At 45.8% G+C, this 13,479-nt stretch carries 16 protein-coding genes; 8 read left to right on the top strand and 8 right to left on the bottom strand.

The genetic code is table 11. The features are described from left to right. Window positions 1–122: 122 nt before the first annotated feature. The gene (locus BUR42_RS09760; RefSeq protein ID WP_074239050.1) at window positions 123–1,001 is read left to right on the top strand and encodes an NAD(P)-dependent oxidoreductase; all 879 of its coding nucleotides are present in this window, start codon (window positions 123–125) and stop codon (window positions 999–1,001) included. Here BUR42_RS09760 and BUR42_RS09755 read toward each other — a convergent pair. Then, window positions 990–1,394: a winged helix-turn-helix transcriptional regulator gene (locus BUR42_RS09755; protein WP_074239049.1), complete on the bottom strand. Its 405-nt coding sequence runs from the start codon at window positions 1,392–1,394 to the stop codon at window positions 990–992. The two genes, BUR42_RS09760 and BUR42_RS09755, sit on opposite strands and share 12 nt — an antisense overlap. 146 nt (window positions 1,395–1,540) lie before the next feature. Between BUR42_RS09755 and BUR42_RS09750 the strand changes: the two genes are divergently transcribed. Genes BUR42_RS09750 through metQ form a run of 3 tightly spaced genes read left to right on the top strand, consistent with a single transcriptional unit; the run spans window position 1,541 to window position 4,017 of the window. Continuing rightward, complete coding sequence (locus BUR42_RS09750) at window positions 1,541–2,557, top strand: methionine ABC transporter ATP-binding protein (RefSeq protein ID WP_074239048.1); 1,017 nt, start codon at window positions 1,541–1,543, stop codon at window positions 2,555–2,557. After that, a complete protein-coding gene (gene metI / locus BUR42_RS09745) occupies window positions 2,550–3,206 on the top strand; it encodes a methionine ABC transporter permease MetI (protein ID WP_074239047.1) in 657 nt (218 codons plus the stop codon). The genes BUR42_RS09750 and metI overlap by 8 nt, the downstream gene beginning before the upstream one ends. A 1-nt stretch (window position 3,207) precedes the next feature. Next, entirely contained in the window at window positions 3,208–4,017 is an 810-nt protein-coding gene (gene metQ, locus BUR42_RS09740) for a methionine ABC transporter substrate-binding lipoprotein MetQ (RefSeq protein WP_074239046.1), read from the top strand. On the opposite strand, the gene BUR42_RS09735 is transcribed toward metQ, so the two are convergent. Continuing rightward, window positions 3,989–4,633 (bottom strand): NAD(P)H-dependent oxidoreductase, encoded by a 645-nt coding sequence (locus BUR42_RS09735; protein ID WP_074239045.1) that lies wholly within the window; start codon window positions 4,631–4,633, stop codon window positions 3,989–3,991. The two genes, metQ and BUR42_RS09735, sit on opposite strands and share 29 nt — an antisense overlap. 117 nt (window positions 4,634–4,750) lie before the next feature. On the opposite strand from BUR42_RS09735, the gene BUR42_RS09730 reads away from it, so the two are divergent. Then, window positions 4,751–5,707 carry a hypothetical protein gene (locus BUR42_RS09730; RefSeq protein WP_074239044.1) on the top strand — a complete coding sequence of 319 codons (957 nt, stop codon included), beginning with the start codon at window positions 4,751–4,753 and terminating at the stop codon, window positions 5,705–5,707. A 49-nt stretch (window positions 5,708–5,756) separates the two neighbouring features. On the opposite strand, the gene BUR42_RS09725 is transcribed toward BUR42_RS09730, so the two are convergent. Together BUR42_RS09725 and BUR42_RS09720 are read right to left on the bottom strand one after the other, a co-directional pair. Next, the gene (locus tag BUR42_RS09725; RefSeq protein ID WP_074239043.1) at window positions 5,757–7,619 is read right to left on the bottom strand and encodes a DUF3472 domain-containing protein; all 1,863 of its coding nucleotides are present in this window, start codon (window positions 7,617–7,619) and stop codon (window positions 5,757–5,759) included. A gap of 176 nt (window positions 7,620–7,795) precedes the next feature. Next, entirely contained in the window at window positions 7,796–8,755 is a 960-nt protein-coding gene (locus BUR42_RS09720) for a hypothetical protein (protein ID WP_074239042.1), read from the bottom strand. Between the two features lie 272 nt (window positions 8,756–9,027). Between BUR42_RS09720 and BUR42_RS09715 the strand changes: the two genes are divergently transcribed. Then, window positions 9,028–9,648 (top strand): hypothetical protein, encoded by a 621-nt coding sequence (locus tag BUR42_RS09715; RefSeq protein ID WP_074239041.1) that lies wholly within the window; start codon window positions 9,028–9,030, stop codon window positions 9,646–9,648. Window positions 9,649–9,680: 32 nt separating this feature from the next. On the opposite strand, the gene BUR42_RS09710 is transcribed toward BUR42_RS09715, so the two are convergent. The 4 genes from BUR42_RS09710 to BUR42_RS09695 are packed head-to-tail and all read right to left on the bottom strand — an operon-like array spanning window position 9,681 to window position 11,305. After that, a complete protein-coding gene (locus BUR42_RS09710; protein WP_074239040.1) occupies window positions 9,681–10,094 on the bottom strand; it encodes an SRPBCC family protein in 414 nt (137 codons plus the stop codon). 5 nt (window positions 10,095–10,099) lie between these two features. Beyond that, window positions 10,100–10,603 carry an SRPBCC family protein gene (locus BUR42_RS09705; RefSeq protein WP_074239039.1) on the bottom strand — a complete coding sequence of 168 codons (504 nt, stop codon included), beginning with the start codon at window positions 10,601–10,603 and terminating at the stop codon, window positions 10,100–10,102. Beyond that, a complete protein-coding gene (locus tag BUR42_RS09700) occupies window positions 10,603–10,920 on the bottom strand; it encodes an ArsR/SmtB family transcription factor (protein WP_074239038.1) in 318 nt (105 codons plus the stop codon). The genes BUR42_RS09705 and BUR42_RS09700 overlap by 1 nt, the downstream gene beginning before the upstream one ends. A 7-nt stretch (window positions 10,921–10,927) precedes the next feature. Continuing rightward, the gene (locus BUR42_RS09695; RefSeq protein ID WP_074239037.1) at window positions 10,928–11,305 is read right to left on the bottom strand and encodes a DoxX family membrane protein; all 378 of its coding nucleotides are present in this window, start codon (window positions 11,303–11,305) and stop codon (window positions 10,928–10,930) included. A gap of 154 nt (window positions 11,306–11,459) precedes the next feature. Between BUR42_RS09695 and BUR42_RS09690 the strand changes: the two genes are divergently transcribed. Both BUR42_RS09690 and gap read left to right on the top strand, forming a co-directional pair. Then, window positions 11,460–12,452, top strand: coding sequence for a GlxA family transcriptional regulator (locus BUR42_RS09690; RefSeq protein ID WP_074239036.1), 993 nt, complete (start codon window positions 11,460–11,462; stop codon window positions 12,450–12,452). Window positions 12,453–12,468: 16 nt separating this feature from the next. Then, window positions 12,469–13,479 (top strand): type I glyceraldehyde-3-phosphate dehydrogenase, encoded by a 1,011-nt coding sequence (gene gap / locus BUR42_RS09685; protein ID WP_074239035.1) that lies wholly within the window; start codon window positions 12,469–12,471, stop codon window positions 13,477–13,479.

The following is a 13,479-nucleotide window of genomic DNA, read 5'->3' as shown; positions in this document are numbered from 1 at the left end:
TTTCATATTTTTTTTGAGGAAGGGATAAATTTTTCCCTTACCTGAATCTTTTTTCCCTTATTGGTGGCGGGTTTCAGCGGAGGTAATTTGCAGCATTATTTCAAACTAAAAATCGAATTATCATGACGGGAGAAAAAGTAACAGTGATAGGTCTTGGTTCAATGGGTGCTGCCATAGCCGGTGCATTGCTCGCAAAAGGTTTCCGGGTAACGGTATGGAACAGGGATACTTCAAAGGCAGCTCCGCTTACCGAAAGAGGTGCGGTGCTGGTAACAGACCTTTCGGCAGCAATTGCGGCCAGTCCGCTGCTGGTGATATGTGTATCCGATTACAAGATCACCCGGTCGATACTAAATGCTGCAGATACCGCTGTATTGAGCGGCAGGACGGTTGTGCAGTTAAGTACCGGTACGCCTAAAGAGGCGAATGAATTTGATGCCTGGGTACAACAGCAGGGCGCTACTTCGCTGAATGGAGATATTATGGCCTGGCCCCGGCAGATCGGAACCAGTGAAGCCACCATTACCATAGCCGGAGCCAGCGCATCATTTAAACAGTATGAAGTTGCCTTACAGGCCCTGGCTGGTACTGTAGATCACGTGGGCGAGGAGGCGGGCGCTTCCGCCGTGCTTTTTAATGCGGTGCTGGCATACCTGGCCGGCAACTGGATCGGCTTTTGCCATGGTGCGCTCATCTGTGAAAATGCAGGTTTGCGGCCGGATGCATTTGGTACACTGATCGCCAATATTTCCCCCATACTGGCCACAGAATCAATACATATGGGTAAAGTGATCCAGGAGGGGCGTTTTAGTGATCCGGAAAGTACCATTAATACTACCACTATTGATCTTCATCTGCTGGTGCAGCACTCGAAAGAGGCAGGTATCAGCGCCGACCTGCCGGTATTTGCGGCAAACCTGTTCCAGCGGGCAGTGGATGCGGGTTATGGCGGGGAAGAACATGCCGCTATCATCAAAGTAATGCGGGGATCAGTTATTTAAGGAAGCTTTTGCGTTTGCCGGGAGGAGCTGGCAGGAGCCGGGTGTATACAGGCGGTTATTACGGTGAATATATTCCTTGTTTGTATTACCCCAGTTTTCCAGTTGCTCTATCACCGGCAGCAGGCTTTCACCCACTTCCGTAAAGTGGTATTCTACCCTGGCCGGGATATCTGCGAATACCTCTTTGTAAATGATCCCATGTTCCTCCAGTTCTTTCAGGTGCATGTTAATAACACGTGGAGCGATCACATCCATCTCGCGGTGAATGGCGCTTGGGCGCCTCACGCCGCGTTTGATGCAATCTATGATCCAGGCTTTCCATTTGCCGCCTATTACTTTCAGGGCTACGGCCAGGCCGCAGTCCAGCAGTTCGGGTATCTTTTTTTCGTACATGGTTCCAAAGTTAAAACTTGTGGCGGATTGGGAGGCAGGGAAAAATTTTTCCCTATAGGAGCAGTTGATTTGGGCCAAATAGATTATTACTCTACTTTTGCAGTAGACTAATATAGTCCCCGGGTATAAACCGGGGATTTTCTTTTATGATCCAGATAAGAAATATTTCAAAAACCTTCCTGCAAAGGCATCAGCCTTTCAAGGCGCTTGATAATATCAATATAGACATTGCAGAAGGTGATATTGTGGGTATTATCGGCAGTTCAGGAGCTGGCAAGAGTACGCTGATCAGGTGTGTGAACCTGCTGGAGAGGGCTGATGGCGGGCAGATCCTGATCAATGGTACTGATCTTATGCTGCTTGACAGCAAAGCGCTTGCCCGGCAACGCAAAAAGATCGGCATGATCTTTCAGCATTTCAACCTGCTATCTTCCAGAACGGTGTTTGATAACGTGGCTTTACCCCTGGAACTGGATAAAGCAGATCCTTCACGTATAGAAAAGAAGGTAAGAGAACTGTTGAAGATAGTGGGCCTTGAAGACAAAGCGGGGGAATATCCCAGGAGCCTTTCCGGCGGGCAGAAGCAAAGGGTAGCTATTGCAAGGGCTTTGGCCAACGATCCCTACCTGCTTTTATGCGATGAAGCCACCAGTGCCCTGGACCCGGCTACCACTCAATCAATCCTCCAGCTGCTCAGGGATATCAATCAACGCCTGAAGATCACTATCCTGCTGATCACGCATGAGATGGGCGTAGTGAAAGCGATCTGTAATCATATCGCCGTGATCGATCATGGGAAACTGGTTGCCAAAGGTACGCTGGCACAACTGCTTACAGAAAACAAACATCCGATACTGCAGCAATTTATTCATACTGACAATATACCTGTGCCGCAGGATTTATATGTTAAAATGAAACCGGGCTATGCAGTAGGATTAAATCCTATCCTGGAACTGGAGTTGACAGGAAATATTTCCTTCGATGAATTGATCAGTCAATTGCAGATACCGCACCGGCTGATCAGGGTAGACATCGAATATGTAGGAAATACCAGCTTCGGTAAGATCTTACTGCATTTGCAGGGAACGGGGCCGGATAATGATAAAGCCCTTCAGTATTTCAATCAACAAGGCATAAAAAATACAATCAGGGGATATGTTTGATGTAGCTACTAATTCGTTGTTGCTGAAAGGCCTTTGGGAAACGATCTTTATGACGTTCACTTCCGGGTTTTTCGGCTTTGTATTAGGCCTGCCCGCGGGCATTGTGTTGTTCCTCACAAGAAAAGGGCAGCTGCTGGAGAATATTTTGTACCATCGTATCCTTTCTGCACTGATCAATGTATTCCGGTCCATTCCTTTCATCATCCTGATTGTTTGGATGATCCCTTTTACACGCAGTATTGTGGGTACGTCCATTGGCGTTCGCGCAGCACTGGTGCCTTTGAGTATCGGCGCTGCTCCATTCATAGCCAGGCTGGTAGAAAACAGCCTGCTGGAAGTGCCGTATGGATTGATAGAAGCCGCAAGAGCCATGGGGGCCAGCCCGTTTCAGATCGTTACAAAAGTACTGTTACCTGAAGCATTACCTTCCCTGATCAATAATGCTACCATTACGCTGATCACCCTGGTTGGTTATTCCGCCATGGGAGGAGCAGTAGGTGCGGGGGGATTGGGCCAGATCGGTTACCAATACGGCTACATTGGTTATGATACCTTTATTATGAACACAGTATTGGTGCTTTTGGTAGTGCTGGTATTTGCTATTCAGTTCACGGGCGACAGACTTTCTAAAAAATTCAATCATAGATAATATGAAAAGATCTCCATTTATCACAGCCATTGCTGTATTGGTTTTATTTGCGTCCTGCGGTAGTTCTTCCTCAGGTGATGATCCTAACCATATCAAAGTAGGTATTACTTCAGGGCCCGAAAGAGAAATAGCAGAGGCCGCTAAAAAAGAAGCAAAAGAGAAGTACAACCTGGATGTGGAACTGATTGCTTTCAATGATTATGTAGTGCCCAACGAAGCGCTTAACCAGGGCGATATCGATGTAAATGCTTTTCAGCATGTGCCTTACCTGGAAGCACAATCCAAACAAAGAGGGTATAAGCTGGCTGTAGTGGGTAAAACATTTGTTTACCCCATTGTAGCTTATTCCAAAAAGATAAAGAACATTGATGAATTACAACCAGGCAGCACTATTGCTATCCCTAACGATCCTACCAATGGAGGACGTTCGCTGCTGTTGCTGCAAAAGAATGGTCTGCTGAAATTGAAAGAGGGGGTAGGCCTGCTTCCTAAAATAACCGACATCACGGAGAACCCGAAACAGCTGAAGCTGGTTGAGATAGAAGCGCCACAACTGCCCCGTGTATTAGACGATAAAGAAGTGATCGTTGCGATCATCAATAATAATTTTGCTGCGCAGGCTGGTTTAGATCCGGCTGAATTAGGACTGTTGAAAGAAGAGAAAGAATCTCCTTACGTGAATGTGATTGCTGCAAGAGAAGATAATAAAGACCTTGAAAAAGTGAAGAACTTCGTAAAGGCCTATCAGTCGGAAGCAGTCGTACAGGCAGCAGCGAAAGCATTTAAGGGTGGTGCTGTGAAGGGCTGGTAATAAATTCCGGTGTGCCCAGGTTCAAAGGACCATGCTCCGGCCAGGGCTGGTCCGGGACCTTCAGTTCAATATGTGGCCATGATACCCATGCATCGTTTTTTAATGATGCCGCCCTGACGAGGTTCTTAAGAACGATCTCCATATCATCCGTACGCCATACATCTTCATTTGCAGGCTCTTTTGAGGCCTGGATCGCTTCCTGTCCAACTCTTGAAATAACTAAAGTAGAGCAGGGAGGACTCCAGCATCCAAGCCCTGAAAACACGGCATGGATCCTGCCTGCTACCTCAATTCCTCCTACTGAATCCATGGTAACAGCACATGCCACCGGTTTGCCGAAGAAGGCCGGGGAGTTTTCGAAGGTGGTAACTATTTCAATGAACCTTTGCAAAGGGGAGCTCCAGTTATTCCAGTAAACGCCGGTTACGACCAGAAAGCCGTTGTAGCGGCAGATCAGATCGTATACTTCCCTAATGGTTGGCTTAGGGTCTGTAAGGGTTAATATGGTGCCTGATGTTTGTAACCCCGTTAGATACGCTTCAGCTCTTTTTGAGAGTGCATAGGAGTTTCCTTCATTACCTCTGACTGATCCGTTGATGATCAATATTTTCATCATTCAATAGTATTTTTTACGGCGCTAAAGATAAGTTCCCATGATGCAAATCGTCTCAATTTTTGACATTATTTTAATGTACGGATATATTAGTTTCATCCGGAAATAAAGTTACCCGCTATGAAAAAGATCCTTACCCTATTATCATTATCCGCATGCCTCTTACTATTCAATGCCTGCAGCCGGCAAGCAGATGAGCTGCCTGCGGAAAAGCTAAAGCCGGAACTCCTTGCTAACGGTACTTCCTCTTACGAGGATGATTATCCTGAATGGGGAACCACCGGTACTAACTGGCCTGCGCAGTCTGTAAGTGAAACGTATTCCCCCATGCCGCATTATCGCAGTTTCCGGATCCTGAATAACATTGAACCTTTGCTGGGAACCTCCGGTTATTCGCTGACCCCTTATTTTCATGTGCAATGGAGAAAAGTATATCCCAATGGAGCACCCATGAGCCGCTGGTATAATTATCATCCCACCATACCTGAGTATACCGCCTTACGCATCGATACCCTGCCCGGTGTTTTTCTGCCCGGCTCCGTTTATTGGCAATTCGATCTGAGCTCCGGCATGATGCCACAGGGAAATATCCAGGTACGGGCCAGGATGCTGCTGAGCCCTACTACTGAATCAGATAGGGCATCCGCTACTTTATGGAGTACGGACAATAATTTTTTCGATAACATTTATGGTTATTCGGAAAGCGGTGGTCCCGGCGGTGGGCAGCAAGTGAATGTAAATATAGATGCAGATATCGAAGTGCTGGTCAACAACCCTACTTATCGTTATTATGACTACCTGGAATTGAGTGCCCTGGGCAGAACCCAGACCTTCTATCCGCCGGCCCCGTTAAGCGGAACAATATCCATGCGGGTACCTTCTTCAACTTCCGCAATATATGATCAAGCCAAGATCCATAATTATACTGCCACGGTCACAGCATTTCTGGGTAACGGAACAAAGGTTGCTTCGTATAGCAGAACGTTTAGTAATATTATCAATGTAAACAGTTCTATGGGGTCCAATCCAACTGTTTACTTCGATGACTATATGGAGTTTAATATTCCTGCCTGGTAGCATCTAAAACCGGGCAAAATGGAAGGCCAGATTGCCCGGTTTTTTTGGATCACTGCTTAATGAACCTCACCTGTTTCCCTTCAAATTGAACAATGTACATTCCTGCGTCAAGGCTGGATATATCTACCCGTACTTTCCCGGAGAGGTCTCCTTTTATTACTTTCGCTAATGCGCCACTCACATTAAATACCCTGATCTCTTTTCCTTTGGCCGGGAGGTTCACATACACGAATGAGGACGCGGGATTAGGAGAAACCATCAGGGTTGTTGATTCAGTAGTACTGTTTTTTGAGTAGGAAAGCATTTGCGCGGCAGCTACACCCTGATCTTCCAGTAACCAACGCTGGTTCGGGGTACCGGTAGTACCGTTTGCTGCATAGAGTATCATTTTTGTACCATCTGCTGTGCTGCTTCCCGGATTGTCAATGATGTTCCCGCTGCTCATTGCGGTGCGGATAAGATAGGAGCCAGATCCGGCAGATACGAGTTGCCATTGCTGGTTGAGTCCATTGGTAACGGTGTACTGTATGAGCTGTACACCTGAAGTCTGATCACTGTTAGCAATGTCTATGGCTTTGCTGCTATTGCGGTTTACCAATACATAGTTGCTTCCCAGGGATACCAGTTTCCATTGCAGGTTGTTGCTGCTGCCATTTGCGTATTGGGCAATGTAGGCGAGGTTAGCGGTGCTGCTGTTTTCTATCCCCAGGTATTTACCGCTGTGAACGTTTTTGATCTTGTACCAGTTACCGGATATTCCACCGGATCTTACTGTGAACGTTGTGGTTTTAGCAGTGGATACACCGCCGAATATATCTGTGATGGTAACGCGGGCAGTGTAAGTACCGGCTGATAATGTGCCGGTGATCACCGCACTGCGTTTTTGCGGCAGTGTTTCTGTTGAAGAGCCTGTCACCGTGTTAGCAGCGTTCAGTACCTCAACCGTGGAGGAAAACTGTGGGCTTTTGGTATTATTGTTTGTCCAGTTGACGGTTACGGCACCTGCGTTATAGGAGGCGCTTACGGTGCTTACTTCGCCAATGGTAAGCGTGGGAGTAGCCGGCTGGTTGGTCTGATCGGGCAGGTTAAGCGTACGGCCTCCATTGAAGGCTGCACTGGGGGTTACATTGCCACCATGTTCCATAAAATAGGCATCTTCCCCGCTGTCGAATCCGGCATTGTAAGCCAGATCATAAATACCATTGCGATATGCATCGTTTGCATTACAACTGAAATAGCGGCTGCTGGATTTTTGCCAAACGCCTGCATCGGTCCGGTTCCAGCAATCCTTGAAATAGGCTTTGCGTACAAATCTTCCATCGAAACGCGGATCGCTGCCATGCCAGTTTTCAAGGAAGGCACCTGAACCCGCTCCTAAAAAGGTAGCGCGTGTTGGGATGGCGAGCGTAGAAGTGTGGAACCACTGATTGGTGCTGAGGTTCTGCACAAAGGTGCCAATAAACAGTTCTCCGTTCAGTTTCCAGGCCCTGATCACAAAGTTGTACCAGGTGTTGAGCGTCCAGTTGTAAGGATTGATGGTTTTTGCGCCATCACCTTCGCCTCCAAAGCGGCTGTAGATGGTGCCTGCGCCAAGGTAAGCCTGACGCGCTAACACACCTCCCGCTGTGTTGGGGTCCCATTGGGAGGCGATCAGGATCCTGGCGGAGCCGGATGAACTGTCCGGCGTGTGTTGCAGGCCGGCATAACCACCGCTCCAGTTAAACACCGAAAAGTACGATGTGTAGGCGGTTTGAGTGATCTTTACTTTCATCATTTTTAATGATGCATCCGCGGGAAAACTGAACACAAGGTGTTGAGAAGGAGCAGCATTGCTGCTTTGGGCTTTTGCCGGTGGCGCCACATACAGGCAGCACCATACCGTTGCCAGGAAGAGTAGCAAATAAGTACGCATTGGGTTGATTTTGGCAGGTAAATAAATAGCTTATCACACGTACTTTGAATCTAATATTTCCTGACGCAAACTGTATAGCACGCAGCCTTAATATGACATTTGTATGTCAGGTATGATCTCTCCAAAGGAGAGCGGGAAAGATTTTGATACAATTGGATGACAAATGAAAAGGAGCGCTATTTTTTAGCGCTAAAATCTAAATGAACGGGATATCCTATATTGTTTTCGTTATAAGAGAATGTATGTAACATGGGCTCTGTGGTACAGCATCCCACCAGTTCAAACCGCTTTTTTTCTTTTTCCGGCGGCTCCTGTACACAAATGAAACCATCACAATGAGGGTATGGGCAATAGGCTACTTTCACATAACCCAGGTACTTATTGCCTTCTTTCCTGTAAAACTTACCATTATGTACCCATTCGTCATTAAAAATTGCTTTCAATGCCAAACCAATAAAGCCGGATAAGAGGAAACAAAGCCCGAACAACAGGAATAACAGCAAACAATACCAACCAAAAGGTATGGGAGCAAAACCATAGAAAAAAACCAGGATAAAAGCCAATCCAGACAGTACGGAGATCGCGGCATATCCTTTTACTGCCCGGCTGTTCAAAGTTTTGTAGGGCTCTCCATTCATAACATACTGTATGCTCATGGCTTTTTCCGTATGCTCTTCCTGCAGCACCATATTGAGCAAGGCCGCAATATCTTTCGGCGGCAGTGCACAAATGATCTCTACAAGGCGGTTGGGTCCCCAGGTATCTATGGATATGTTATTCTTAAGCCGCAGGTCATCTATATGAGCTTCGATCACACCAAGGTTGGCATCATTGGTCACAAATACAATACGGTCTACCTGCTGCTGTTTTTCGAGGCAACCGTTTATATCTGCTGTGATCTTTGCTTTTAAAGCGGCTACGTTATGTTGTGAGGTGGCATAAAAGTGGAAAAATGTTCTGTTGATATGGCAGTATCCGTCGTTTTTGAGATCGCCCCAGGTGCCACCGGCACGCACCGCAATATATTCGTCAGGATATAACTTGCTCAGTAAACGGTCTCCAAACTCCTGGAATGCTATTCCATGGTAATTTTTGATCTGGTTGAGGATAACGGTTTCTGCCTGGATCTTTAGCATGCTTGTTTTAGTATTAGGGTGTTATAAATATATTGCTATTTTTCTTAAATACCTTCACACTTAGTTGTTTGTGTGAGGGATGTTATACTTGAAATTGCTATATTAGATCACCCGAAATGTTTGTTTAAATATATGGATCAGTTAAAGCTTCTTCCGGGAGAGATCGATCATGGTAGAGTGGCTTCCTGTTTATGGAGAGGAACCAACCGGGGAAGTAAAAGATTACTTGAAAACGAAGTATGGATTTGATGTTTAGTATCAACATCTGCAACATGACATTGAAGAAAAAACAGCCTGTTGGAATCCTTATACCTTTATTCGGTTTATCCGTTTATGTATGCCTTTATTTGATTGCTACGTTTTTGTACCCCGGTGGCAACCAGTTAAACAAATACGAAAAGGGGTTTAGCTGGACTCAGAACTACTGGTGTAACCTGTTGAATGAAACCGCGATGAATGGGGAGCATAATACGGCAAGACAGGTTGCAATGGGGGCAATGTTTGTACTTTGTGTATCACTCGCTGCTTTTTGGTATATTTTCCCCCGTGAGGTTAACCTTTCCCGAAATTGGAGGATTGCCATTCAGCTTTCAGGAATTATTTCTATGTTAGTTGGGATGTTCATTTTTACGGATCTTCATGACAGTATTATAAATATTGCAGGTATCTGTGCCCTCATAGCTATCATAGGCACATTCATCGGTATGTATAAGTTGAAATGGAGCGGCCTTTTTACGATGGGTATTTTAAACATGATATTGATAGCACTAAACAATATCTTATATTATGGTGATGGTCTTAAAATGTATTTGCCGGTAGTTCAGAAATTAACTTTTCTGCTTTTCCTCCTCTGGATATGTTTAATAGATATCAGGTTATTTTTAAAAGGCTGAATGCATACACATCCAGCCTTTTAAAATTACATTTAGTTTGCTTCTGCATACCTTTTGAAGTTGTCAAGTATTGCCTGCCAACCTGCTTTTTGCATCTCCGCAGGATTTTCACTTTCAGGGTCAAATGTTACAGCAACTTCGGTTTGCGGGCCATTCTTCGAAAAGGCAACAGTTGCCTGCCTGCCGTCCAGCATTGTATAAGTAAATCTTTCACCAGGGATCACTTCATCATAAATAGCTTCGAAGTCAAAGCCGAAACTTCCGTCTTTGGCTTCCATCCTTGCTGAATATTTTCCTCCTGCCCGCATATCATTTGTTGCGGAAGGACATTGCCAGGAGGGATCTGCGAAGTTCCATTTTGTAATATGTTCAGGATTGTTGTAATAGTCCCAGGCTTTTTTGATGTCTGCATTTACAGTAGCATTAACCACAATTTTGTTATTCATTCTTTTTACTTTTTTAATATTAATAATAGTTCATCCAGTTTTTGCAGCGTTGCCGTCATCCCTTCTTCCATGCCCATTTGAACAACCTGTTCCAGGTCTGAAAGGGATTTGTAGGTTACGATCGTTTCGACTACTGCATTTTCTCCCTTATCAGTAAAAGTTACGAGCCACTCAGCGCGGGGCAGGTCCGTATTTATTTCACCTTCTGCATTACTAAATGCATCTAAGGCAGTGTAGTGATCAATTGGGTGGATCTTCAAATAATTTGTCAGGCCCCAGTATTCTGTTCCGTTGGGGTCCACCATGGCATAATGCCAGTGGCCGCCTTCGCGAAAGTCCATGGATTTCGTTTTAGTGGTCAGGGGAGCGGGGGCGAACCATTGATTAAGCAGTTCGCTTTTGGTATAACAATCCCATACCAATTGCCGGCCGGCTAAAAACTCACGCCTTACTGTCAGCGTATTTTTTGCCTTATCCGCAATGAAGTCGAATAGCAAATTGTGTTTCATTATTTCTTCTTTTTTATTGTTGCTAGAAGTTGATCGAGTTGTTGAAAACGCGTTTCCCAGATCTTCCGGAATTGTTCCAGCCATTTATCTATCTCTTTCATTTTGTCAATCTCCAGCTGGTAATAGATCTCCCGGCCCTGGTATTCCTGTTTCACCAATTCACACTCAGTTAAAATCCTCATATGTTTTGAAATGGCCTGCCTTGTCATGTCAAAGTGATCGGCGATGGCGCTGGGTGTCATTGCCTGTATTGCTATCAGCGCAATAATAGCCCTGCGTGTGGGGTCGGCAATGGCTTGGAAAATATCTCTTCTCACAGCAGTATTATTTTATGATTTGCAGGTATTTTGTTCTATTGTCGATAATTACCCAAAGAACAATGGCGATCAATACAAATACAATGGGCAAGCCCGAGGGGGCCATGCTGATGTTGGCAAGCAGGATACCTGTAAGGACAGGTAAAATAACCAAAGCCCCGAGTGCCCTGGTCCTTTTGAAGATCAATAAGGAGCCGCCAAGGATCTCTATCGCGCCTACCAGGGGCATGAGCCAGCCTATTTCCATAAATGCCATCCCTGCTTTCGCCATTTTTTCAGGCATATTCTCTGGTATGGGCATATAATGAAAGAATTTATCCAGCCCTGCATTTATAAACATCAGGCCTGTCAGCAGGCATAACGCAAAAATGATTTTACTTTTCATAGTTAGTGTTTTATAATGATAAACCGATTGGTTGCAAATATATGTGCAACTGTTCGGTTTATCAAATTTATTTTTCAAAGGACTTGTGGCATTTGGCCGAAATTGTATAAAATATGTCATTTGAGCCATCCGGGATTCATCGTATTTTTGCATCATGGCAAGGACAAAAAAGAAACTGATCGTTGTTGTTCCCATGCCGGGGATCTTCCTCCTTGATGTAGCCGGCCCCTGCGACGTATTTGCTGCGGCAGACAAAATACTGGATGGTAATGGTGGATACGAGATCCTGCTCGCATCACCACTCAATACAAAAAAGATACCCACCAAAAGCAGTATAGCGCTGCACTGCGCCGTTACCGTAACGGCAATCACGCAACCAATCGATACCCTGATCATAGCTGGTTTTTCCATGCCATTGCTGGAAAGGGGAGAACGTTTTTTTAAATGGCTGAAAGACACCTATCCGAAGGTGAACCGCATCGGTTCTGTATGCTTAGGCGCTTATGCCCTGGCAGAAGCAGGCATCCTGGATGGAAAACAGGCTACCACACACTGGGAATACAGTCAGCAGTTTCAACAGCGTTATTCCGGCGTGAAGGTGGATACCGATCCTTTCTTTACCCGCGATACCAATATATATACTTCAGGGGGCGTATCCTCCGGCATCGATCTGGCGCTTGCCTTGGTGGAAGAAGACCATGGCCGGGAAACAGCATTGCATATTGCACGCAAGCTGATACTACCCCTTAAACGGCCGGGGTACCAGGCGCAGTTCAGCAGACTACCTGAAATATACCGGCAGGAAAGCTCCATGGGCGGAAAGTTATATACCTGGATGATCCGGCACCTGGAAGAAGACCTGAGTATAGAACACCTGGCACAGCACAGCAACATGAGCGTGCGCAATTTCGCCCGGGTATTCCTGAAAGAGACAGGTGTTACACCTGCAAAATTTGTAGAGAAAGTGCGGGTTGAAGCAGCACGCCGGTACCTGGAAGATAGTGACCTGAGTATAGACCAGATCGCAGAAAAATGCGGACTGGGTGGATTGATCTCCATGCGGCGCACATTCATGCGCCACGTGAATATGTCTCCCAGCGACTACCGCCGTTCTTTCAGAACCTCATTACATGCAGTAGAGAATTAATCTAAAATATATTATTATGAAAGTAGCTATTAATGGATTCGGACGCATTGGCAGAATGACCTTAAGAGCCTTGCTGAACAAAAAAGGTATAGAAGTAGTGGCCATCAACGACCTTACAGACAGTAAACTGTTAACGCACCTCTTTAAATATGATACCTCGCACGGAAAGTTTGCCGGTACCGTAGCGTTACAGGATGAATATATTACAGTGAATGACCAGAAGATCTTATTGCTGAGTGAGCGCGCACCGGAAAAGTTACCATGGAAGGACCTGCAGGTAGATGTGGTGATTGAATCAACCGGCCGTTTTACACAACGGGAAGGCGCACAATTACACATCACCGCCGGAGCAAAAAAAGTACTGATCACTGCACCTGCCACCGGTAATGTGAAAACCATAGTAATGGGTGTGAATAACGACCAGATCACAGAAGAGGACGAAATCCTTTCTACCGCCTCCTGTACTACCAACTGTATAGCACCGGTATTGTACCTGATCGATAAAGAATATGGCATTGAATCCGGCTTTATGAGCACCGTGCACGCATTTACCATGGACCAGATGCTGCAGGATGGACCGCATAAGGATTTCAGAAGAGCAAGGGCTGCCACACAATCCATCATCCCCACTACCACCGGGGCCGCAAAAGCGATTGGGGAAGTGTTACCCGGGCTGAAAGGAAAGATGGATGGTTTTTCTTACCGTGTACCGGTGATCGATGGTTCAATAGCGGATATGTCGCTGAACCTGGTGAAACGCGCATCTGCCCAGGAGATCAATGAATTCCTGAAACATCATGCTGCCACAACATTGAAAGGCGTATTGGAGTATACTGAAGAGCCATTTGTATCGGCTGACATATTGGGCAATACGCACTCTTCTATCGTTGATGGTACCTTAACCCGTTCTATTGACAAACTGGTGAAAATCGTATCCTGGTACGATAATGAAGTAGGCATTTCAAACAGGCTCGCCGAAATGACGGTTGAACTGGCCCGTAAAGTGAATAACCTTGTAGAAGCCTGA

Source organism: Chitinophaga niabensis, assembly GCF_900129465.1.
Classification (GTDB): Bacteria; Bacteroidota; Bacteroidia; order Chitinophagales; family Chitinophagaceae; genus Chitinophaga; species Chitinophaga niabensis.
This window is presented reverse-complemented; position numbering and strand designations above follow the sequence as displayed.